This is a genomic window from Rhizobium sp. WW_1, assembly GCF_003610155.1.
Lineage (GTDB): Bacteria > Pseudomonadota > Alphaproteobacteria > Rhizobiales > Rhizobiaceae > Rhizobium > Rhizobium tropici_A.
Genome location: NZ_RAIN01000005.1, coordinates 51901 through 75128, shown reverse-complemented (window position 1 = coordinate 75128; position 23228 = coordinate 51901). Strand labels below are relative to the sequence as shown.

At 59.9% G+C, this 23228-nt stretch carries 20 protein-coding genes; 9 read left to right on the top strand and 11 right to left on the bottom strand.

Going from position 1 to position 23228, the window contains the following annotated elements; translation table 11 throughout:
* Positions 1-3: 3 nt before the first annotated feature.
* Together BJ928_RS16105 and BJ928_RS16100 are read right to left on the bottom strand one after the other, a co-directional pair.
* Positions 4-1632, bottom strand: coding sequence for a thiamine pyrophosphate-binding protein (locus BJ928_RS16105; RefSeq protein WP_047631488.1), 1629 nt, complete (start codon positions 1630-1632; stop codon positions 4-6).
* Between the two features lie 320 nt (positions 1633-1952).
* Positions 1953-2285 carry a hypothetical protein gene (locus BJ928_RS16100; RefSeq protein ID WP_047631602.1) on the bottom strand — a complete coding sequence of 111 codons (333 nt, stop codon included), beginning with the start codon at positions 2283-2285 and terminating at the stop codon, positions 1953-1955.
* Positions 2286-2619: 334 nt separating this feature from the next.
* Between BJ928_RS16100 and BJ928_RS16095 the strand changes: the two genes are divergently transcribed.
* The 9 genes from BJ928_RS16095 to BJ928_RS16055 all read left to right on the top strand — a co-directional run bounded on the left by BJ928_RS16095 (position 2620) and on the right by BJ928_RS16055 (position 13155).
* On the top strand, positions 2620-4092 hold the full coding sequence (locus tag BJ928_RS16095; RefSeq protein ID WP_047631603.1) for a nucleobase:cation symporter-2 family protein: 1473 nt from the start codon (positions 2620-2622) through the stop codon (positions 4090-4092).
* A 420-nt stretch (positions 4093-4512) separates the two neighbouring features.
* Entirely contained in the window at positions 4513-5475 is a 963-nt protein-coding gene (locus BJ928_RS16090; protein ID WP_047631489.1) for an arginine deiminase-related protein, read from the top strand.
* 40 nt (positions 5476-5515) lie between these two features.
* Positions 5516-6319 carry an arginine deiminase family protein gene (locus BJ928_RS16085; protein WP_047631490.1) on the top strand — a complete coding sequence of 268 codons (804 nt, stop codon included), beginning with the start codon at positions 5516-5518 and terminating at the stop codon, positions 6317-6319.
* Between the two features lie 30 nt (positions 6320-6349).
* Positions 6350-7150, top strand: coding sequence for a transporter substrate-binding domain-containing protein (locus BJ928_RS16080; RefSeq protein ID WP_047631491.1), 801 nt, complete (start codon positions 6350-6352; stop codon positions 7148-7150).
* 195 nt (positions 7151-7345) lie between these two features.
* On the top strand, positions 7346-8059 hold the full coding sequence (locus tag BJ928_RS16075) for an ABC transporter permease subunit (protein WP_047631492.1): 714 nt from the start codon (positions 7346-7348) through the stop codon (positions 8057-8059).
* Positions 8059-8760, top strand: a complete 702-nt coding sequence (locus BJ928_RS16070) for an ABC transporter permease subunit (protein ID WP_047631493.1) — start codon at positions 8059-8061, stop codon at positions 8758-8760. Before BJ928_RS16075 ends, BJ928_RS16070 begins: the two co-directional genes overlap by 1 nt.
* 26 nt (positions 8761-8786) lie before the next feature.
* Entirely contained in the window at positions 8787-9551 is a 765-nt protein-coding gene (locus BJ928_RS16065) for an ATP-binding cassette domain-containing protein (protein ID WP_047631494.1), read from the top strand.
* 8 nt (positions 9552-9559) lie between these two features.
* Positions 9560-10711 carry a M20 aminoacylase family protein gene (locus BJ928_RS16060; protein WP_047631495.1) on the top strand — a complete coding sequence of 384 codons (1152 nt, stop codon included), beginning with the start codon at positions 9560-9562 and terminating at the stop codon, positions 10709-10711.
* Between the two features lie 347 nt (positions 10712-11058).
* Entirely contained in the window at positions 11059-13155 is a 2097-nt protein-coding gene (locus BJ928_RS16055; protein WP_047631496.1) for a carboxy terminal-processing peptidase, read from the top strand.
* Positions 13156-13361: 206 nt separating this feature from the next.
* Here BJ928_RS16055 and BJ928_RS16050 read toward each other — a convergent pair whose 3' ends face one another.
* The 9 genes from BJ928_RS16050 to BJ928_RS16005 all read right to left on the bottom strand — a co-directional run bounded on the left by BJ928_RS16050 (position 13362) and on the right by BJ928_RS16005 (position 23227).
* Entirely contained in the window at positions 13362-14678 is a 1317-nt protein-coding gene (locus tag BJ928_RS16050) for an ArgE/DapE family deacylase (protein ID WP_052227677.1), read from the bottom strand.
* Positions 14679-14680: 2 nt separating this feature from the next.
* On the bottom strand, positions 14681-15640 hold the full coding sequence (locus tag BJ928_RS16045; protein ID WP_245432363.1) for an ABC transporter permease: 960 nt from the start codon (positions 15638-15640) through the stop codon (positions 14681-14683).
* A complete protein-coding gene (locus BJ928_RS16040; RefSeq protein WP_082011853.1) occupies positions 15637-16614 on the bottom strand; it encodes an ABC transporter permease in 978 nt (325 codons plus the stop codon). The genes BJ928_RS16045 and BJ928_RS16040 overlap by 4 nt, the downstream gene beginning before the upstream one ends.
* Positions 16615-16632: 18 nt before the next feature.
* On the bottom strand, positions 16633-17619 hold the full coding sequence (locus BJ928_RS16035) for an autoinducer 2 ABC transporter substrate-binding protein (RefSeq protein WP_047631497.1): 987 nt from the start codon (positions 17617-17619) through the stop codon (positions 16633-16635).
* 30 nt (positions 17620-17649) lie between these two features.
* Complete coding sequence (locus BJ928_RS16030; RefSeq protein WP_047631498.1) at positions 17650-18420, bottom strand: ATP-binding cassette domain-containing protein; 771 nt, start codon at positions 18418-18420, stop codon at positions 17650-17652.
* A gap of 26 nt (positions 18421-18446) precedes the next feature.
* On the bottom strand, positions 18447-19214 hold the full coding sequence (locus BJ928_RS16025; RefSeq protein WP_047631499.1) for a glutamine amidotransferase: 768 nt from the start codon (positions 19212-19214) through the stop codon (positions 18447-18449).
* A gap of 42 nt (positions 19215-19256) precedes the next feature.
* Positions 19257-20438 carry a carbohydrate kinase family protein gene (locus BJ928_RS16020; RefSeq protein ID WP_047631500.1) on the bottom strand — a complete coding sequence of 394 codons (1182 nt, stop codon included), beginning with the start codon at positions 20436-20438 and terminating at the stop codon, positions 19257-19259.
* Between the two features lie 655 nt (positions 20439-21093).
* Positions 21094-22179: a sn-glycerol-3-phosphate ABC transporter ATP-binding protein UgpC gene (gene ugpC, locus BJ928_RS16010; RefSeq protein WP_047631501.1), complete on the bottom strand. Its 1086-nt coding sequence runs from the start codon at positions 22177-22179 to the stop codon at positions 21094-21096.
* A 1-nt stretch (position 22180) separates the two neighbouring features.
* Positions 22181-23227: an NAD(P)-dependent alcohol dehydrogenase gene (locus BJ928_RS16005; RefSeq protein ID WP_047631502.1), complete on the bottom strand. Its 1047-nt coding sequence runs from the start codon at positions 23225-23227 to the stop codon at positions 22181-22183.
* Position 23228 lies beyond the last annotated feature (1 nt).

The window sequence follows — 23228 nt, the reverse complement described above, 5'->3', positions numbered from 1 at the left end:
TCGTCAGATGCGCATCCGTGGCACATCGTTGGGATCGAGGCGCAGCTCGATCAGCACTGGGCGGTTGCGATTTCTGATGGCATGCAGAGCGCCTTCAAGCTCGCCGGCGGAGCTGACCGCAACGCCGTGCCCACCCAGCGCGGTCGCAACCTCGGCGAATGAAGGCCAGTCGAACTGCGTGAGGCCAGGGTCCATCTTCCGGTCGCGAAACTGTATGTGTTCGGCGCCATAGGCAGAATCGTTGCAGACGATGACGATCAGGTCCTGACCGAGACGGACGGCGGTGTTGAACTCGTTGACGCCGCTCATCATGAAACCGCCATCTCCGGTGAAGAGAGCAACCGGCCGATCCGGAGCGGCAACGCTTGCGCCGATCGCTTCCTGCAATCCAAGACCGATCGAGCCGAAATTCGCCGTCACGACGAAACTGCGGGGATCGCTGACCGAGATCCGGCACCAGACTTCCGTCATGAAGCGCCCGCCGTCCGTCACAAGCACCCTGTCTTTCGGCAAGGCCTTTTCCAACTCCTCGAGCGCCGCGATATAGTTCACATATCCCGCATTCGTCTTGTCGCGCTGGTCGCGGGGATGAGTGGTGAGCGAGGGTATATCCAGCTCGCGCGTAAAACCGCTCGGCGGAATTTCCGCCTCGTCCAGCCAATGGACGAAATTGTCTGCCGTCAGGCCCGCATCGGCGACCAGAGCCGCATCCGGATGGATATTCTTGCCAATGGCGCGTGCGTCCATATCGATCTGGACGACGCGCTTGCCCTTCAGGAGCTTCCCCCTGTCGGTGGTAAAATCATGCAGCCCGGCTCCAAAGCAGATCAGGCAATCGCTCTTGGCGATGAGATCATAGGCAGCCGGCGTGCTGAGCGTGCCGAAAATATCCATATTGTAGGGATGACCGCCGAACAGTCCCTTTGCTTTCAAGGTTGTCGCAAGCGGTGCTTCCAGCCGATCGGCCAGACGGATAAGTTGATCGCGCGCGTCGCAAGCGCCACCCCCTGCAAGGATGAGCGGGCGTTTTGACGAGGCGATCATGCCGATCGCCTTGTCCAGTGCGTCCCCCTCGGGCACATATCCTGGAGCATCGAAGACTTCGAAAACAGCCCTTTCGTGAACCTGCTCACACCACATGAAATCGGCCGGCATGTTCAAGACGATCGGGCGCCGCTCGACCCGGGCGCGATAGAATGCGCGCGCGACGTCCCAGGTGGCGGTCTCCGGCGAGCGCATCTGCTCGAAGCCGGCGCCTGTTGCCTTGACGACCTCGCGCTGATCGATGCTTTGCAGGTGATGCGGATTGGCGACTGGAGTGTCGCCCGCGAGAAGCACCATGGGGATAGAGCCGCGAGCGCCTTCCGTGAGGGCGGTGACGCAATTGGTCAATGCCGGACCGTGGGTCACACTCGCCACGCCGATCTTGCCCGACACATGTGCATAGGCGAGCGCCATCAAAACCGAGCTTCCCTCATGCGCCGCCGGCACGAACCGGCCGCCGCACCCGCGCACATAGTGGTCGATCATGAACAGGTTCGCATCGCCCATCAGACCGAACATCGTACCGACATCATGATCGCACACAGCGCGCGCAATCGACTGATAAACATAGATCGCAGTCTCGGGCATCTTGACTATTTCCCCTCCCACGGCGCAGCAGCCGGGCCAAATCATAGATGCTCAGAATATCAGTAGAGACGCGCAAGAGGTGCGCAATTTTCAAACAGATTGACCCGTTAGACGCATGATTATTGGCACAATACCCCAAATTTCACACGAATCATGCCGCCCCGACTTAGAATCTTTCGACGGTATGCAACTGACATTGCAAGCGCACGCCAAACCCCTATCGAGAACGCGAATGGGCTGTCTCAAGCCGGGAGAGAACAAGGGGGAGGAAGGCGGGGCGCCCGTGCCTCGGTAGGCGCCCATAACGGATATCGACGCTCCTATCGCGGGCGATATTGGCTCTCGTCGGCAAGTTTCAGCTTTGCGTCATCAAGCTTGTTGTAGGCGGCCTGTATGATATCGATATCGGCCGCATGGCCGATGCCGGCCAATTTGTAGAGCACGTCGCCGACGGCGATATCCACCCGTGGCTTGTTCTTCGAATATACCCTCTCGATCATCGGCTGGATCGCATCTTCGATCCCGCCGGCGGCGAAATAAAGCGCCAGGGCTCGATATAAAAACGCTTCTCGGCGATCACTCAGGTCCATCAGGGACTCGGTACCGACGCTCGATGCCAGCAGCTTCACCGCCTTGTTTTGATATTCGCTCATGCCCCCACCCAAATCTTCTAAACGATACTCGAATCGGAAAATATACTATATGTTCCTGCACATATATTCTTTCGCGAGACTGAAGTCGTTGCAACAACTGCGTTGCCGGTTATGCTGTCATGCGTTGTCCGTCGCAGATCGACCAGAGCGGGTTTTGGCAGTCGCCGACCTTCGTCCAATGCGAGATTGTGACCCTTATCAAGGCCGTGGGGCGGGTGGCGCCTTACCGTAAGGTGTTTCGCATTTTTTTATAAAGTCATCTGACGACACAGATCGTAACGTGCGACGCTCGTTTGGAGGAAACGAGAAACGCAAAGGTATGGAGGAGATTACCTTGGCAGCAGCCGCAGAGGAAAATACCGCAGGCCTATCCCCGGAAGATGAAAAGCTCAGCCTTGGCGCCAATCTGGCCTACGGCCTGCAACATGTGCTGACCATGTATGGCGGTATCGTCGCCGTCCCGCTGATCATCGGCCAGGCGTCGGGCCTGACGCCGGCAGATGTCGGCCTGCTCGTGACGGCGTCCCTGTTTGCCGGCGGTCTGGCGACCATCCTGCAAACGATGGGGATACCATTTTTCGGCAGCCGTCTGCCTCTCGTGCAAGGCGTATCGTTTTCCGGCGTCGCGACGATGATTGCGATTACCGGACATGGAGGCATCCAGGCCATTCTTGGTGCAGTCATGGCGGCGTCGTTCATCGGGCTCCTCATAACGCCCGTCTTTTCGCGCATCACGCGATTCTTTCCACCGATCGTCACGGGCATCGTCATTGCGACGATCGGGCTCACCCTCATGCCGGTTGCGGCCGGCTGGGCTATGGGCGGCAACAGGAGCGCGCCGGATTTCGGCAGCCAGGCCAACATCCTGCTCGCGGCCGCGACGCTGGTCATTGTCCTGCTGCTCAGCAAGCTCGGCAGCGCCGCCATATCCAGGCTCTCGATCCTGCTCGCCATCATCATCGGCACGAGTATAGCCTACGCGGTGGGTATCGCCGATTTCTCGCGGGTAATGAACGGACCCTTCGTCGCCTTGCCGCAGATCTTCCATTTCGGCTATCCGGTGTTCGACACCGCGGCGATCATCTCCATGTGCATCGTCATCATGGTGACGCTGGTCGAAACATCCGCTGATATCCTTGCCGTCGGCGAAATCGTTGGAACCAAAGTCGATGCGCGCCGGTTGGGCAATGGCCTGCGTGCCGACATGCTCTCCAGCATCCTGGCTCCCGTCTTCGGCTCGTTCACGCAGAGCGCCTTTGCCCAGAATGTGGGCCTCGTGGCCGTGACCGGCATCAAGAGCCGGTTTGTCGTGGCGACCGGCGGCCTTTTCCTCGTCGCGCTGGGACTGCTGCCGATCGTCGGCCGCATCGTCGCAGCCGTGCCGAGCTCGGTCCTTGGAGGTGCAGGCCTCGTGCTGTTCGGGACGGTCGCTGCGAGCGGTATCCGCACGCTCGCTAAGGTCGATTACGAGAACAACATGAACCTCATCATCGTGGCGACGTCGATCGGCTTCGGTATGATCCCGATCGCCTCGCCAGGCTTCTACGAGCATTTTCCCGCATGGGTCATCACCATCTTCCACTCCGGCATCAGTTCGGCAGCGTTGATGGCGATCGCCCTGAACCTGCTGTTCAACCACCTGAAAACGGGCAACTCCGATCAGCAATCGGTCTTCGTCGCAGGAACGGAGCGACTGATCCGATATCAAGACATCGCCAGTCTCCACGACGGCGATTATTTTCTGGACGGCAAGCTCTATGACGCCAACGGCGCCGAGGTTCCACTGGTCCCTGCTGAAGCTCACTGATTGCCGTCGCCTCTAACATCGCGTCCTGATGTCGTCGCACTGACGGCATCAGGACGCTTTTTTGCATCCGCCGCCTCGAAATGCTCGGTTTCCCCATTTTTCCCAGACAAGCCGGCTGGGCTCGTTGATATCGCAGTGAATGGAAATCGCATGCCCGTCTGCACGCATGAAGTGACATTGAACAACTTGTACAAATGGCTTGAGCAATATGCCATATTTCCTGTAAAAATTTCTACAGTTCTCAAATTTCAACTGACGCTATGCCTTCCTACGCTGCCTCATCGAACTTCCTGGGGGAGCTGAAAACGTGATTGAATATGCAGGCGGCGACAGCGTCGTTGGGTGGGTCGGGAATATCGGCATTGAGGCACTCTTGCCCGGTCAGGCAGATCGCTTCGGCTGCGGAGCGCAGTTCGAGCGATGAGCAAGCTTTCCGTACAGGCGCCGAAGTCCGTCGTGATGATCCGGCCACATCACTTCACGCCGAATCCGATGACCGCCAACGACAATGCCTTCCAGTCGAATGACGAGAAGCGCGCAGCAGCCGCAATCGCTACTGCCGCCTTCGATGAGGTGACGCAGATGGCCGAAGGTCTGGCTGCGGCCGGTGTGACCGTGCACGTCTTCGAAGACAAGAGCGCTGCAACACCCGACTCCGTCTTTCCGAACAACTGGTTCTCGACCCATTCCGGCGGCCATGTCGCCATCTATCCGATGTATTCCGCAAGCCGCCAGTCCGAGCGGCGCAGCGATGTGATCGAAATGCTGAAGAGCGACTATCGCGTTCAGGACGTCATCGACTATTCCGGCCTCGAAAAGGATCACGTCTATCTCGAGGGCACCGGCGCCATGGTGCTCGATCATATCGGCCGCGTCGCCTATGCCGTCCGTTCCAACCGCACCAACGAAGTGGCATTGGAACGTTTCTGCACCCACTTCAACTTCGAGCCGATGGTGTTCGATGCAGTCGATCGCAATGGCAAGGCGATCTACCACACGAATGTCCTGATGTGCATCGGAACCGATTTCGCGCTTCTCGGATCACAGATGATACCTGACGAGGCACGCAGGCGGGAAATCATCGCGCGCCTCGAAGAGACCGGCCGCAAGGTGATCGATCTTTCGATCGAGCAGATCGAGAACTTCGCCGGCAATGCGATCGAGCTTGATGGCCGCGACGGCAGGCTCGTCGTGCTGTCCGCCAGGGCTCATGCCGCACTCGATGCGGAGCAGATCGAAACGATCGAACAGTCCGCAAAACTGCTTCCCTTCGATGTCTCGACCATAGAGCTTGCCGGCGGATCGGTTCGCTGCATGCTCGCCGGCGTCCATCTTTCGCGCCGCGAGCCGGCATCCACACAATTGCTTTACGCCGCCGGTTGAGCCGGATAGAGAAGCCCGTACAAAAATAAAGGTACTTGAAATGTCGCAAGCAAGATCAGTCTATCACTTCAATTCGGTCATCGTGCGCGAGCCTTCGCGTTCGGTCGTCAACGGGCTTCGCGCCGACGATCGGGGCAACCCGACCTATGACGGCGTAAAGGCCGAGCATGACGCCTATATCGCTGCCATGCGCGATGCCGGCGTGGATGTGACGATCCTTCCGGCACTCGAAGCCTTCCCTGACTCGATCTTCGTCGAGGACCCGGCGCTCGTCTTCACCGAAGGCGCGATCCTGCTTCGCCCCGGCGCGGTCAGCCGTGTCGGCGAAACTGCCGAAATCACCCCGACGCTGCGCGACATGTTCGAAACGGTGCTTGATCTTCCGACCCCCGGCTTTGCCGACGGTGGTGACGTGCTGACGACGCCGAAGAGCGTCATGATCGGGCTTTCCGCCCGCACCGACAAGGTTGGCGCCGAGGCTCTTGTCGCCTGCATCGCCAAGCTCGGCCGCAAGGCAGAGATCGTGGCTACCCCTGAAGGCGTTCTGCATTTCAAGACCGATTGCTCGTTGCTCGACGACGAAAGCGTACTGTCGACTGCCCGCCTCGCCCGCTCGGGCGTCTTCAAGGATTTCAAGCAGATCATCATTCCGGAAGGCGAAGAGCCGGCCGCCAACGCGCTGCGTGTCAACGATGTCGTCATGGTCGGCTCGGACTTCCCGCGCACCATCGAGATGCTCGACAAGCTCGGCTACAAGGTCGTGCCGATGAAGACGACCGAGATCGGCAAGATCGATGCGGGCCTGTCCTGCATGTCGCTGCGCTGGTATCGCAACGGTCACTAAGCAACCTCAAAAACAATCTGGGAGAACAGCATGCATAGCTTCAAATCGAAAATCATTGCCGGCGCGGCACTTCTGTTGACCGCCGGCCTCGCTCATGCCGAAGACACCATCCGCCTCGGCATGACTCCCGAACCCTATATGCCGTTTACCGAGGTCAATGCATCGGGCGAATGGGAAGGCCTCGAAGCAGACCTCTCCCGCGCCGTCTGCGCAAAACTGCCGGTCAAATGCGAGATCAAGCAGATGGCCTGGGATGGCCTCATCCCTTCGCTGAACGAGAAGAAAGTCGATTTCATCATCGGCGCCTTCTCGATCACCGATGACCGCCGCAAGGTCGTGGATTTCAGCACTCCCTACTACACCGAAGGCACGTCGTTCGTCGGTGCCAAGTCCGATAGCACCAAGATCACCACGGTCGACGCGCCCGATGGTTCGGGCAAGATCGTCGATCCGTCGATCGTCTCGGGCAAGATCATCGGCGTACAGACCTCCAGCGTCCAGGCAGCCTATGTCGCGAAATACCTGAAGGGCGCCGAAGCCAAGAGCTACGACACCGCCGACAACTCCGTCGCCGATCTCGTTGCCGGCCGCGTCGATTATGTCCTGATCCCGGACCTCTACATCCAAACGTTCCTGAAGACGGCTGCCGGCGCCGACTACGAGGTCAAGCTGACCGTGCCGAAGAACACCACGCTCGGCGAAGGTGTTGCCTATGCCATCCGCAAGGGTGATGCCGACACGCTGACCAAGATCAACACGGCCCTTGCCGAGCTCGACAAGGACGGCACGACGCAGAAGCTCGTCGACAAGTGGATCTTCGACAAGAAGTAATTGCGTGACGTCGGGCGTGGCTTCGGCCGCGCCCGGGCGCTGCGCCAGCCTGCCCAGCTGATTCCGTCGAAAAATCGCTTCCACGGCTTCATCGCAGCTTTATAGGCCAGACGGCGCCTGATCTCGCATTTCGGCAACACCAAAGGCCGTCCGGCTGGCTGCGATTAGCAACGCCGGATCGAGCAGGTAGAACGCATGGACACATATTGGCAATTGCTCGGCTGGGGGCCGCAAGGCTGGGGCGCAAATTTTGCCTGGGGCCTGCTGATGACCCTCCAGGTCTCGCTCATCTCCTACATCGTGGCCGTGATTTTCGGCTTTCTGGGAGCCGCCGGCAAGCTTTCGCACCATCGATCGCTTCGCTTTATCGCCGGACTTTATACAACCGTCGTCCGTTCGCTTCCGGAACTGCTGGTCATTCTCCTGCTCTATTTTTCCGTTGCAAGCGGGGCCGAGCGCTTCCTGAAATATGCCGGCCTCGTCGACGCCAGCTTCCAGTTCAGCCCCTTCTGGGCCGCGATCATCGCGCTCGCATTCGTCTCCGGGGCCTTCATGACAGAGGTTCTAAGGTCGGCCTATCTTGCAGTGCCACCCGGCCAGATCGAGGCGGCGGTATCGATCGGCATGCGGCGGCGCAAGATCCTGACCCGCGTCGTCCTTCCGCAAATGATGCGCCACGCCGTTCCCGGAATGGGCAATCTCTGGCTGTCCATCACCAAGGAAAGCGCCATCATCTCGGTGCTAGGCTCCTTCAGCGAACTGCTCTATACGGGCTACCGCGCCGCAGCCAGCACCAAGCAGTACATTCTCTTCTATGGTCTGACCGCCCTGCTCTTCCTGCTGATCACTCTGGTTTCCGTCTTCATCATCAGCCGCATCGAAAACCACCTGAACCGGGGGCATCGCTGATGGAAACGATCACCAACGTCATTTCCTTCCTGCCCGCCCTTATCAAGGCAACGCCGCTGACGCTGCTGTTGACCGCAACGGCAGGGATCTTCGGGCTCGTCATCGGCACGCTGACGGCGCTTGCCCGCCTGTCGAAATACAGGCTGCTCGCCTGGCCGGCCTTTGCCTTTACCTTCGCCTTTCGCGGCACGCCGCTGCTAGTGCAGATCTATCTGATCTACTACGGCTTCGGTCAGATCCTGCCCGGGACCTGGGTCCGGCACAGCTTCCTCTGGCCCTATCTGCGTGACGGGCTGTGGTACGCGATCGCCGCACTCAGCCTGAACCAGGCGTCCTACAATGCCGAAGTCATTCGCGGCGCGATCCAGGCGATCCCGCGCGGCCAGATCGAGGCGGCGCTTTCGGTCGGCATGCGGCCCTGGACGATCCTCCGCCGCGTGACACTGCCGCAGGCGTTCCGCCATTGCATGCCGGTTCTGACAAGCGACCTCATCATCCTCTTGAAGACGACATCGCTCGCCTCGACGATCACCATTCTCGAAGTGATGGGAACGGCCCGAATGTTGCAACGCCAGTCGCTGCTGATCTTCGAGCCGCTGATCGCTGCAGGCATCATCTATTTCGCCGTGGTCTTCATCCTGACCCGGATCATGAACGTCGTCGAGTTCCGCATGACGCGCTATCGCGCCGCTCGGGCGTGAGCTTGAAAGCCTCGGGAGGAATTGAAATGGTCGAGACTGCACTCTCGGTAAAGGACATCCACAAGAGCTTCGGCAGCGTCGAAGTGTTGAAGGGTATCTCCTTCGAAGCCCGCAAGGGCGACGTGATCTCGCTGATCGGCAGCAGCGGCTCCGGCAAGAGCACCCTGCTTCGCTGCATCAACTATCTCGAAACACCGGACCAGGGCGAAATCTCGGTCGCCGGCGAGGCCATTCGCACGGCGCCGGGTCGAGGCGGCAAGATGCATGCCGCCGACGCGAGGCAACTGGAACACATTCGCACACGGCTCGGCATGGTCTTCCAGAGCTTCAATCTCTGGTCTCACCGCACGATCCTCGAAAACATCATCGAGGGGCCAATCCATGTCCTCGGCACCTCGTGCAGTCAAGCGATCGCCGAAGCCGAAGTCCTCATGGAAAAGGTCGGCATTACGCCGAAGCGCGACCAGTATCCGGCGCAACTGTCCGGCGGTCAGCAGCAACGCGCGGCGATTGCCCGTGCGCTCGCCATGAAGCCGGAAGTCATGCTGTTCGACGAGCCGACGTCGGCACTCGACCCGGAACTCGTCAACGAAGTGTTGCAGGTCATCAAGAAGCTCGCCGAAGAGGGTCGCACCATGGTGATGGTGACCCACGAAATGGCGCTGGCGCGCGACATTTCGAGCGAAGTGATCTTCCTGCACAAGGGCCTGGTCGAGGAGCGAGGTGCTCCCGACGACGTCATGCGGAATCCGCAATCCGAGCGGCTTCGCCAATTTCTGCGGATGGGATGAGGACCACCATGAGCGACATCGACTTCCAGAGCTTCCTGCCAGACCTTATCGAGATCCGGCATCAGTTGCACCAAATTCCCGAAATCGGCCTTTCCGAGCTCAAAACGTCCAATTTCATTGCCGCACAACTCGAAAAATGGGGTTTCGAGATTACGCGCGGCCTCGGCAAGACCGGTATCGTCGCAACCCTTCGCGCCGGCAACGGCAATCGCGCTATCGGCTTTCGCGCTGATTTCGACGCACTGCCGATGCAGGAGGAAACCAATCTTCCCTATGCCAGCCAGCATCCGGGCGCCATGCATGCCTGCGGCCATGACGGCCACACCAGCATGCTTCTCGGTGCGGCCTGGGCGCTGTCCAAGGACAAGAGCTTTTCCGGCACCGTGCATTTCATCTTCCAGCCGGCCGAGGAAAATTTCGGCGGCGGCAAGCTGATGATGGAAGACGGGTTGTTCGAGCGCTTTCCTTGCGACGAGATTTTCGCGCTGCATAACTGGCCCGGCATCTCGGCGGGCACCTTCACGACCCGCGCCGGACCGATCGCAGCCTCGATCGACGTGGTGACCGTGACCGTCAAGGGAAAGGGCGGCCATGGTGCACAGCCGGAATTGACCGTCGATCCGGTGGTCGTCGGCTCCAGCATCGTCATGGCGCTTCAGACATTGACATCGAGAAACATCTCCCCTCATCAACCCGCGGTCGTCACCGTCGGTGCCTTCCTCTCCGGCTCCGCATCCAACATCATTCCTGACACCGCCGTGCTGGAGATCAGCATGCGGGCGATGAACCCGAATGTGCGCGAGGAGATACGCGAGCGCGTGGAGCAAGTCGCAACGCTTCAGGCCAAGAGCTATGGCGCCGATATCTCATTCGACTGGCAGGTCGGCTATCCCGCAACCATCAACGACAAGGATGCGGTCGAAGCCGCAAAGTCCACTATCATTCAGCACTTCGGTCAGGGCGCCTTTGTCGGCCTCGATCTCCCTTTGATGGGAAGCGAGGATTTCTCGTTCCTGCTCGAAAAGGTTCCAGGCGCCTACGTCCTTATCGGCAACGGCGACAGCGCCGGCCTGCATACCACGACCTACGACTTTAACGACGACATCCTTCAGCGCGGCGCCATGTACTTCTACCATCTGGCCAAGGGTCGCCTGTCCTAGAGTAAGCATCTTAGGGATTCCGGGAAAGGATGCGGCGCTTCATATGGTGCGGAGTGACGCGTCCGACGACCGGCGGTTCGTTCTCATGGGCTCTCGCCTGACAGTTCAAGCCTTTTTGGTGGGATTCAGACAGCCTCACCACCGCATCCCGTGACGTTACTATTTTGATTCCTCGATAAATTTGGACCCGTACGGCGCAGAAAATCACCGCCCGTCAAACTTGCTTCACGCAAATGTTTGGAAAAACTTTCGCAAAGGAAAGCATCTGTCTGGTTGCCAAAAAACCATAATTGTTCCACCTAGATTATAGATTGAACATTTAACGTTGAGAATCGGGCCAAGACTTGATGCGTATGAAATATGGTTTCCTCTGCCTGTTCCTGGCATTTGCTTCGTCGGCATATGCTCTGGAAGCCGGTTCACCGCCAGTTCTGACGCCGCTGCCGCAGCAGGCGCAAGCCGCGCATTTGACAGCGCAGTTTCTGCAGCGCTTCCACTACAAGCCTGTTCCCTTGGACGACGTTCTGTCGGCCAGGATCATGAACCGCTTCATCAAATCCCTCGATCCGGATCGGGTCCTTTTCCTGCAGACGGATATCGACAAGTTCATGGCCGGCAGCACCAAGATCGACGATGCCATCAATCAGGAAGACCTGAATATCCCGTTTTCCATTTTCAACGTCTACGAGCAGCGGGTCGTCAATCGCATGACCTACGCGCGCAGCCTGCTCAATCAGAAGTTTGATTTCAATACCAAGGAAGTCTACCCGCTCGTCCGCGACAACGAGCCCTGGCCGCAGTCGGAAGCGGAAAGCAACGATCTCTGGCGCAAGCGCGTCAAGAACGACTGGCTGCGCCTGAAGCTTGCCGGGAAGGACGATGCCTCCATTCGCGATACGCTGGACAAGCGCTATCAAAATTCGCTCGAGCGTGCCTACAAGTACAAGGGCGACGATGTTTTCCAGATGTTCATGGATGCCTACACGACGTCCGTCGACCCGCATACCGATTACTTCGGCGCGACTGCCTCAGCCGAATTCGATATTTCGATGAAGCTCTCGCTGGTCGGCATCGGCGCCGTCCTGCAGGAAAGAGACGATTATACGACGATCCGCGAACTCGTGGCCGGCGGCCCGGCGCAACTATCCGGCAAGCTTGCGGTCGGTGACCGCATCACCGGCGTCGGTCAGGGCGAGAACGGCCCGATCAAGGAAGTCGTCGGCACGCGTCTCGACGAAATCGTGCAGATGATCCGCGGCGCCAAGGGCTCCGTCGTGCGGCTCGACATCCTGCCGGCCGACGCTGGCCCGGATAGCAAGCATCACATCATCAGCCTGGTGCGCGACAAGATCAGCCTCGACAAGCAGGCCGCCAAGCAAACGATCCTGTCGGTGAAGGATGGCGATGCCACCCGCAAGATCGGCGTCATCACCCTGCCAGCCTTCTATGAGGATTTCGAAGCTCGGCGAAAGGGCGACAAGGATTACCGCAGCGCCAGCCGTGACGTCGCCAAACTCCTCACCGAACTGAAGCAGGATAAGGTTGACGGCGTGCTAATCGACCTGCGCAACAATGGCGGCGGCTCGTTGTCAGAGGCGATCGACCTGACGGGTCTGTTCGTCGGCAAGGGCCCCGTGGTGCAGCAACGGGATGCGGGCGGCGAAGTCGAAGTTTCGAGCGACGATCTTGCCACTCCGGCCTGGACCGGCCCGCTCGGCGTGCTGATCAATCGCGGTTCCGCATCCGCTTCCGAAATCTTTGCGGCCGCGATCCAGGATTACGGCCGCGGCGTGATCATCGGCGAGCCGAGCTTCGGCAAGGGCACGGTGCAAACCGTGGTCAATCTCGATCAGGTCGCCCATAACGCAAAGCCGAAATTCGGTGAGCTGAAGCTGACGGTTGCTCAATTCTTCCGCGTCAACGGGGGTACGACACAGTTGCGCGGCGTGACGCCCGACATCAGCCTGCCGGGACTTTCGGATCTCAAGACCTTCGGCGAGTCGAGCTACGACAATGCTCTGCCGTGGACGCAGGTAAAGCCGGCGAATTACAAGCCCTGGGGTGACATCCAGGCGGTGCTGCCGCAATTGCAAAGCCGCCACGATGCCCGCGTGAAGAATGATTCGGAATACCAGCGCTTCGTGGAAGACATCGCCACGCTGAAGGAGCAGCGCGATAAGAAGGTGATTTCCCTCAACGAAACCGAACGTCGCGACGAACTGACCGCCCAGGCAAATCGTCTCAAGGCGCGCGGTCAGGTCAATGATGGCCTCGACACCAGCGAAGATGATGGCCTGCAGGCAAACGAACGCAGCTTGAGCGCCGATATCGCCATCGAAAAAGCGCGCAAAAACGCAAAGGACATCCTGCAGACCGAAGCCGCCTCCATCGTTGCCGACGAGGCGGATTTGCAAGTCGGCGTGTCGAAGGCCGCGGCGAAGTAATCGGCAAGCTCGCCCCGGCCCTGCTTACCGCGACCGATGTCGAATGCTCATCGGTCGCGCAAAATCGGGGCATCATCACTGCAGTTGCGACGCCAGTATCACGGTTTCATCTGCGATCTGCCAACATCAAAGCGAACGGCTGGCACCTTTGCAAAGCTCGATCGCCGGCATCGTGCCGTTCGGCCTCCTCCTGCGACGCCAGCCGATCAGGAGCACCACTTCTGCACCGCGAGCGCAATCGCCTTGGTACAATCGATAAGATCGCGCACAGACACGCGCTCGTTCGGCTGATGAGCCTGTGCCGGGTCTCCCGGCCCGAAATTAATGGTCGGCGTGTTGCCGAGCGACGTCGGGAGACCGATGTCACTATGGGCGCCGAATCCGGATAGAGCCGAAGACAGATCGGCGGCTTCCACTGCCTCCTGCAACAACTGAACGAAGGGATTATCGGCTGGAACTTCCGCGCAATCCGCATCGAGTATCCATTCTACTCTCGCCGGATGTTGGCGCAGATAGGGATCAGCCTGGCAGACATTCTTCACATGCTCCTCGATCTCGCGCTTCACATGGCCACCGAGACCGAATTCGTCCTTTTCGCTCGGCAGATATTGCGCATCGATGATGATCTCGGCCTTGCCCGCCATCGATGATGGGTGCTCGCCGGCCTTGACCTGAGTGACGATGATCTGGTTCGGCAGATCCATCAGCGGATGGTTCTTCTTCGGGTCGAACATCCAGCGCCGGTTGAGGATATCGATGCCGTCGAGCATCTGGCGGCAAAGCTGGACGGCATCCACCGGGCCGCTCGTATACCAGGCGTTCGGCGTCAACTCGGCGTGTCCACCAATGCCATCGATGATGATCTTGCCCCATAAAATGCCGTGGCAAAGAGGAGCGATGCGATTTGCGGTCGGCTCGGTCATGATGCCGGCGTCTGCCCGGAAGCCGCGATCGACCATGGCAAGCGATCCCATGCCGCCAATCTCCTCGTCGACGACGGTCGTAAAGACGATATCGCCCTTCAGCGGAATATTCATCTCCTTCAGGATTTCGACGGCCATCAGCATACAGGCGACGCCGCCCTTCATGTCGACGGTGCCGCGGCCGTGCAGGAAGCCGTTCTTCAGCACCGGCACGAAGGGGTCGGTTGTCCAATGTTCAGGCGCGCCGGGCGGTACGACATCGATATGGCCGGTCAACATAATGGATCGGCCGCCGCCCGTGCCCTTCAGCACGCCGCCGAGGTTCGGCCGACCTTCGAATGTCCGGCCCTTGTTCGCGCCGGGACGCCCTTCATACTTGGCATAGAGCGCTGGCCCGTCCGGATCCCAAAGATCGGTCGAAAAGCCGAGATGTTCGAGCCGCTTCTGGAGGTAGAGCTGGCAGTCACGCTCGCCGGGGCCTGCCTCCTTCGGGTCGGATTTGACGATCGACGGAAAGGCGACGAGATCACTGAGGGTCGAAACGATACGCTCATGCGCTGCCTCGACCTGTTCGGCAATCAAAGTTTCGATGGATGGCATTCTTATCTCCAATGTTTCGAGATGCGGTCTATCAAGAGGACGGCAATCAGCAGGGCGCCGACGATACCGACCTGCCAGACGGTGTTGACATTCAGCTGCAGCAAGCCGGTCTTGAGCGTGATCAGCAGGACCACGGCGGCGAGGATGCCGCCCACCCCGCCGACGCCGCCGGTAATGGCAATGCCGCCGAGCATCACCGCCGTCAGCGATTCAAGCTCGAGGTTCTGTCCGATGTTCGGTCGGGCACTGCCGAGCCATGCGATGGAAATCAGCCCGGCAAGACCGGCAAGTGCGCCGCTCAGCGCGTATATCAACAGTCGAACGCGATCGACCGGAATGCCCACGAGCCGGGCGGAACGCTCGTTGTAGCCCATCGCGAAGATCCAGGCGCCCCAGGCTGTCCGCAATAGCGTGACGGCTCCGAAGACGAAGACCGGTATGACGGTGGTGAGGAATGGCACGGGCACGCCGAAAAACACCCCACGTCCCCAAGCCAGCAGCCAGGCTGGCACGCCGGATTGGGCGGCCCCACCGGTCAAGGCGACCGCTAAGCCCGAGTAGACGAAGAGCGTCCCGAGTGTCGCGATCAAGGGCAGGATCGAGAGACGTGTGACGAGCAATCCGTTCAATGCGCCGAGTGCGGCGCCGATGACGAGGCAGAACACTGGAATGGCGAAGACCGGCATGCCGAACTTGACGGCGAGCATGCAAAGCGTCGCAGACAGCGACACCGTCCCGCCGACCGAAAGGTCGATGCCGGCGCCACCGGCCAGAACAATCAAGCCTTGCCCCAGTGCGACCAATGCCAGGATGGTCGAAAACTGCAGGATGGTCGTCACGGTTGCCCCGTTGAACATCGCGGGCTTGAACATCGCAAACAGAAGAACGACGGCAAGCCAAAGGATGCCCAGCAGCATGAGGATGCGCGACGAGCCGATAACGGCTGGAATTCTCATCGTCATCCCCGCATCCACTTCATTTTCAGTTCTCCAAGGCGTTTTGCTGGCATCTCAAGTGCCAGTACGCCGATCAGGAGTGCTCCGGTTACCACCGGCTGCCAAAGCGAGGGCACACCTATGAGCAGCAGGCCGTTCTGCAGGATGCGCAGGAGCACGACACCGAGGACAGTACCAATGAGGCTACAACGGCCGCCCATGATGCTGGTCCCGCCAAGCACCACGGCTGCGATCGCGTCAAGCGCCAAGGTCGAGCCGATCGCCATTTCGACATTACGATAATTGGCCACGTAGAAACTCGCGGCCAGTCCGGTCAGTGCGCCGCTGATCACGAAGGTCGCAAGCCGCACCTTGATTACAGGCACGCCCGACAGGCGTGCCTTTTCCTCGGAATTGCCGATGGACAGGAGATGCGGACCATAGGGGGTCCGCCTGAGCGCGGTCCAGACGGCAAGATAGGCAGCGGCAATGGCGATCCCCGCCATGGGCACACCAAACACGGTTGCGCCCAAAAGCCCGGTGAGGTTCGTCGGCAAGCCCGACAGCCACTGGCCGCCGAGCAGGGCGAAAACGCCCGTCCGATAGACGCCGAAAAGACCGAGCGTGCCGACGATCGCGGGAATGCGCCCGATAACGACGACGCTGCCGGTCAAAAGACCGAGGACGGCACCCATCGCCGGGCCCAGTAGTGCGGCCGGCAGTGCACCCCAACCCGCAAGCAGCGTATTGGCGACACCGATCGCCGCAAGGCCCATGACGATGCCGATCGAGACATCGATGCCGCCCATGGCAAGCAGCAGGGTCATGCCGAGGCCGACCAGCATCAGTTCGATGCTGTTACGTACGATCGTGTCGATGTTGCCCATAGTCGCAAAGAAGGGCGATGCGGCAGTGAAGAGGAGTGCGGCGAGAATGGTGGCACAAAGGAGTGCCCATTCCCGTCCGCCCATGGCGAAGAAGACTGGTTTCGACGGTCGCATCGCGTCAGTCATCCAGGTTCAGAAATTGAACTTGTCGACGTTGTCGGCGGTGAAGACAGCCGGCGGCCCGAGCAGCAGTATCCCCTTCGAAGCGTCGTAGGTGACGGGCGCCGCAAAGCCCGGAACGGTATTCTCAACCGCAAAAGGCTTGCCATCGATCAGCTGCTTGCCGGCCCAGACCGTCAGGTAGCCAAGCTGAGCCGGGTCCCACAGAACCGTGAAGCCGAATGCGCCGCTCTTGAGGTAAGCGCGGGCCGTGTTCGGGCTGCAATAGCCGGTGCCGATGACCGAGCCGATCTTGCCGGCCGTCTCGATCGCCTGCGCGACGCCCGGGCATGTGGAGGATGCGACCGCGACGATCGCCTTCAGATCGGGATTGGCGGTCATGAGGTCGCCTGCGATCTGTGCGGCGCGTTGTGCCGTGCCGCCGGCATATTGCGGTTCCAGGAGCTGCAGCTTCGGATATTTTTCGGCCGCTCTTTTCTTCATGAAGCCGATCCAGGCATTCAGGTTCGAGGCTGTCGCCTCGCCGGAGACGATGCCAATCTTCGCATTGTCGCCGACGCGCTTCACGAGCTCGTCGATGACAGCGCCGCCGAGACCTTCGTCGGTCGCCTGGGCGACATAGACGGCTCGCCCACTGTCGGGCGCATCGCTATCGCTGGTGAACAGCTTGATACCCTTCGCCTTTGCCGCTTCGACGACGGGGGCGATGGAGGAAGCGTCAAGCACGCTAACGGACACGGCGTTGACACCCTGGTCGATCAGGTTCTGCACAATCTGCAACTGGTCGACCGGGTTGGTATCGACCGGGCCGGTATAGATGAAATCGACGCCCAGTTCGCTTGCGGCACGTTTGCCGCCTTCTTCCATGGCGTTGAAATAGGGAATGCCGATCAGCTGCGGCACAAAGGCGACTTTCGGCTTGTCCTGCGCAAGGGCGGCCGATGCGATGACCAGTGTGAGAGATGATGCAATGAATGCTTTCTTGAGATGGTGGAACATAAGAGCCTCTCTGGAGATTGGACGCGCTTCTTATTGTTTGTTTTCAAGCGCTCGCACGTCGGGGTGAGCGCCTGTTATGAGGGATACGATCTCTTCCGGCGTCGTGTCCTGCCGCCGTCTTTCTGCGACCTTACGGCCACGGCGGAAGACGACCATGCGATCTGCGACTTCGAAGACATCGGCGATATTGTGGCTGATCAGCACGACGGCGCAGCCGCGCTCGGCAAGGCGACGCGTCAGCGACAGGACCTTGCGCGTCTCGGCAACGGCAAGGGCTGCGGTCGGCTCGTCCATGATGACAAGCCTGGCGTTCAGATTGAGCGCGCGGCAGATCGCGACCGCCTGGCGTTGACCGCCCGACAAACTGCCGACCGGCGCCTCCGGGTCCGAGATATGCGCGTCGAGTTCGTGCAGCAACGCATCGACCCGGTCGCGCATTTCGGTGCGCCGCAGGAACGGGATGCCAAGAACGGAATGCTTCAGTTCCCGACCGAGAAAGACATTCTCGGCGATGGAGAGGTTCTCCGATAGCGCCAGTTCCTGAAAGATCGTGGCGATGCCCGAGCCTGCGGCATCCTTTGGCGACGAGAAGGTCACCGGCTTTCCTTCGACCAGCAATTCGCCGTCACTCTGGGCATGGGCGCCCGCCAGGATTTTCACGAAGGTGGATTTGCCGGCTCCGTTGTCGCCGAGCAGGGCAAGGACTTCGCCGCTGTTGATGTCGAGGTCGACGCCGGTCAATGCGGCAAGCGCGCCGAAGCGCTTGCTGATGCCGTTCGCCCGTAAGAAAGGATATGTCATTTTTTTGTTCCCCTGCGTCACGCTTCCTATGCGGCACGATTGACCCATCGCAGAATGTTCTTCCAAAGCGTGGCATAGCCGGGCCAGGCGACGAACTCGTTCGGCAGCCAATGCGGCCCGATATCGGAGGTCCATGCGACGGTTCGGCCATTCCCGTATTTGCCCGTCACCAGCAGCGGATGGCCGCCTTCGCTGTCAGGCAGCGTCGCGATCACCTCCACATCAGGCTGATCTTTCGCCACCACTTCGTTGGCACCCAGCAGCAGTGGCCAGTCGCCGCCGACCCCTGCGAGAATTTCATGATCCCTTCTGACGACGGCGCGGAAACCTTCCGGAATTTCCAGCCGGTCGTCATAGGGAAGGCAGGCGACCGGCAGCGCCTCCTCGACGGGCGTACGACGCCAGCGTGCCTTGCCGTCGATCCCCTGAAAGCTGAAATAGCCGCCGGCCATCACCAGGCCGCCACCGGCAGCCGTCCAGTCCCGGATAATCTTCAAGCGGTTTACGACAGGCTTTCCGTGCAGCCATACCGCTGGCGGCAGGAGAAGCGAATTGGCGCCGATATCAGAGAGAATGATGACCTGATAGGCCAACAGCTCTTCCAGCGAAAACGGGAATTTCTCGACGCTGTCATGCGCAGTCATGTAGGTGATGTCGAATTCGTCGCCCTGAAGGGCGGCGACCAGCGGTTCGGCACCCAGATGGAAGGTGACGCTGCCGAACTGGTCGAAACCTTTGTAATGGGTGGCCGAACTGACCCAACTTTCCCCCACCAACAGAACCTTGATCGTCATTTCTATCTCCTTGCGCGATGTCGTTTCGATGATGCGGCCGAGCTAGACCGCGGTTTTCACTTCGACCGACGGCAGCAGTGCCTCGATCTCCCGGGCGCTGGCGAGCCGCCCCTGCGCGCCTTCCACCGTCGTCGTCAAGCTGGCGCCGATCGCGGCGTGCCGGGCGGCAACGGCGAGCGACTTTTCATGCAGCCAGAGGCTGAGAAATATCCCGGCAAAAGCATCCCCCGCCCCCGTTGCATCGACCCGCGTCACCGGCAGTGCCGGCACCTCGATCGGCGCGCCTCCGCTTTTCCTGAAGACGACAGCCCCGAACTCGCCCAATGTCAGGACGACATCGCCTCGGATCTTGATATGCTTCAGGATGCGGTCAGCCTCGTCGATCATCGAGGCAAGCGGCGTGCGAATGTCGAAGATCTCCCGGAATATCTCATCGTTGATGAAGGTCAGATCAACCTGGCCGACGAGCGTTGCAAAGGCTGCGGGCGTGCGTGAAGCGTCGGGCAGACCGGCCGTATGCAGGCTCACCTTCCAGCCGGCCGCGTGAAACCGGGCGATCGAGGGGATCATCCGCTCGTAGTGAAATCCTTCAATGTGGACGCAGGAGCGAACATCGGCCGGTTCGATATCCATGTTCTCGGTCAGATCGATCTCGCTCAATTCGAACGTCTCGTGGATGATCGTGCGGCTGCCATTGGCCTCGATGATGACGATCGCCCGCGGCAGGCGGTTCTTTGCCGGGCGGCGGATCGGAAGGACGTTGACGTTGCGCGCAAGCAGCTCCGCCAGGGCCCATTCGCTGTCGCCATCGTCCCCGATCGCGGTCGCAAGATCGATCTGGAGCTCGTATGGCGCACCCATGCCGGCTGCGGCGACGGCCAAGTTAGCGGCCGGCCCCCCGAGCGCCTTGTTGATATGTTCAGCCGCGACGCGGTCGTCGCGATGCGGAAGAACCGGCACGCGGCAGAGATAGTCGAGGCAGATGTGGCCAACGACGAGCAGGCGGGGATTGCCCTCCTTCGCCTGCACCGTCTTTGCCGACAGCATGGGGAGCGAACGGGCAAATACGCTTGGCCGATAGGCCAGCTTCTGGATCGCCTCCTGGATACGCTCGGCTGTATGGGACTTGACTGGAACCGTGCCGTTCAGGAAATTCGAGACCGTGCCAACCGAAACCCCGGCGGCCTGCGCAACATCGGCGATCGTCGGGCGTCCCTTCTTCATAGCATCCCCATTTATTGAAACGCTTCAAATGCTAAGAAGCGAATGGAGATGCGTCAAAGAAATTGGAATCTAATTTGACAGTGCGCAGCCGCTTCGCGGAGGTAATTGCCGATCAAATGAAGGAATATTTGACCATGCCGACCCGAAATTGAATTTTCTTCAATTGCGCTTCCATACGAAACGTTGGCACCAGTCAAGTCCAAGTCCGATGCCGGTTTAAAGCTCTTCGGGCGAACCCGCCGCTGACATTGACTGACCGTGGCTAGGGGTGGATGGATCATGGAAATACCCTGCCACCACTGGACTTGCGGCATACGGCAAGACCAATCGGCCTGACGTTGCGCGCAAATTGGCTGCCCATGGCGGCGCAAAGCCTGTTCCTGGAGTTCGTCGCGACAGCAGACATCGAGCGTAGGCTGTCGCGCTGGTGCCGCTTCTTAGCTGTCCCTCAGCTACGTTTCAGCCAGCCGTTGTAATCTTGCCTCGTGCGAATACTGACGCCCCCAACAAAGTTTCGCACGAGGCGCCCATAAGGCTCTCTGCTCTGCCTCATCCCCATGAGGCAGAGCTCCCCGACAGGCCATAGACCCTTGTTAGCCTTGAGGTTGGACGCTCTCGGCTTCGCCTGCGGAAGCAATGTACCGGCAGCGGCGGCTTACATGCCTGCCCTCAAGGACAATCCCGTCTCCGCGTCGAAGAGATGAATGCGCGCTTCGTCAAAGCCGAAGGTCACGCGATCACCCGTCTTCGGACATGAGGACGTCTTGACCAGCGCCCCTATTTCCTTGCCGGCAAACCGGAACGTCACGAGTGCGTCATTCCCGTGGAATTCGATGAGATCGGCAACGCCGTTAAGCGAACCATGCCCGGCATCCACCGGCAGCAGATCGGGCGGACGGATCCCGAGTACGGCCGTCTGGCCTGGTTTCAGGTCGAACCCCTTGCCGGAAATCGGGATGTCCATGTCTTCGGCCCTCAATATCCACCCACCCTCGCGTTCGACGACCAACACGTCGATGAAGTTGATGTTGGGTGTTCCGATAAAGCCTGCGACGAATAGTGATTTCGGCCGCTCATAGATTTCAGCGGGAGAACCCACCTGCTCGATCGCGCCACCCTTCATCAGGACAATTCTATCTGCAAGCGTCATCGCCTCGAGCTGGTCGTGAGTGACATAGATGGTGGTGGTCTGCAGCTTCTGATGAAGCCTTGCGATCTCCACCCGCATATGGTGCCTGAGTTTCGCATCGAGATTGGAGAGCGGTTCGTCGAAGAGAAAGACTTTCGGCGTCTTGATCATGGCGCGTGCGATCGCCACACGCTGCTGCTGCCCGCCGGACAGTTCGGTCGGCTTACGGGAAAGATAGGGCTCCAACCCGAGCGTTGCCGAGACTGCCTTGATGCGTTCGTCGATCTGATCCTTCGGCACCTTCATGCGCTTGAGGCCGAAGGCGATATTGTCGTAGATCGTCATATGGGGGTAAAGCGCATAATTCTGGAAGACCATCGCCACACCCCTGTCCCTCGGCTCGAGATCGTTGACCGGCCTGCCGCCGATCGACACGGTGCCGCCCGAGATATCTTCAAGCCCGGCAATCATGCGAAGCAGCGTGGATTTGCCGCATCCCGACGGCCCGAGGAAGACGATGAATTCGCGATCCGAAACGTCAAGATTAAAGCCCTTGATGACATTGATGGCGCCATAGCTCTTGTCGACATTGGCGCAGACGATGTTCGACATCTCAGTTCCCCCCGCCTTCCATTGCAATTTGCAGCTTGACGTCGGTCGGTCTTCCCGATGCCGCACGCTCGAACGCCTTAATGCTGTCGCCGAACTTGAAGGTCTCGGTGATGAGCGGGTTGAGGTCGACCTTGCCCGAGGCGATGAGTTGCAGGGCGCGATCGAAGATGTTCGCGTAGCGGAAAACCGTCTCTATGCGGACTTCCTTTGCAATTGCTCCCGGAACATCGAAATTGACGGGTTCGACAGGCAAGCCCACCATGACGATAGCGCCGCCGGGTCGGACGAGGTCGAAAATGCCATTATAGGCCTTGGGACTGCCGCTCGCCTCGAAAACGACATCCACACCCCAGCCTTCGGTCTCGGATTGAATGACCTCGTGCAGCGATCTTTCGTTGAGATTGACCGGAACGATGCCGTGATAGCCACCGGCAATCGCGAGCTTTTCACGGCTGAAGTCGGAGACATAGACCCGGCTGCAGCCGCCGGCGAGCGCTGCGAGTGCGACCATGATGCCAATCGGGCCGCAACCGATCACGGCTGCGACATCGCCGGGCACGATCCGTGCCCGAGCCGCGGCCTGCATGCCGATCGCGAAAGGCTCGACCATGGCGCCTTCGGCAAAACTGACATTGTCGGGCAGCTTGTAGGTAAAGGCGGCCGGATGAACCACGAAGGGCGTCAGCACGCCGTGAATGGGCGGCGTCGCCCAAAACCGCACGCTGGGATCGACATTGTAGATGCCGAGCTTCGACGCGCGCGAGGAAAGGTCCGGGATGCCGGGTTCCATGCAGACGCGGTCTCCCGGCCGGAGATTGTCGACCTTGCCGCCGACTTCAACAACGGTACCCGCAGCCTCATGGCCGAGAACCATGGGTTCGCGCAGGACGAAGGACCCGATGGCGCCATGCGTGTAGTAGTGCACATCGCTGCCACACACGCCGACCGTGTGGATCCTAATCTTGACGTCGTTCGGGCCAAGTTCGAGCGGCAGGTCGATGTCCCGCAACGAGAGCACGCCTTTTTGCTCGAGAACGAGAGCTTCCATT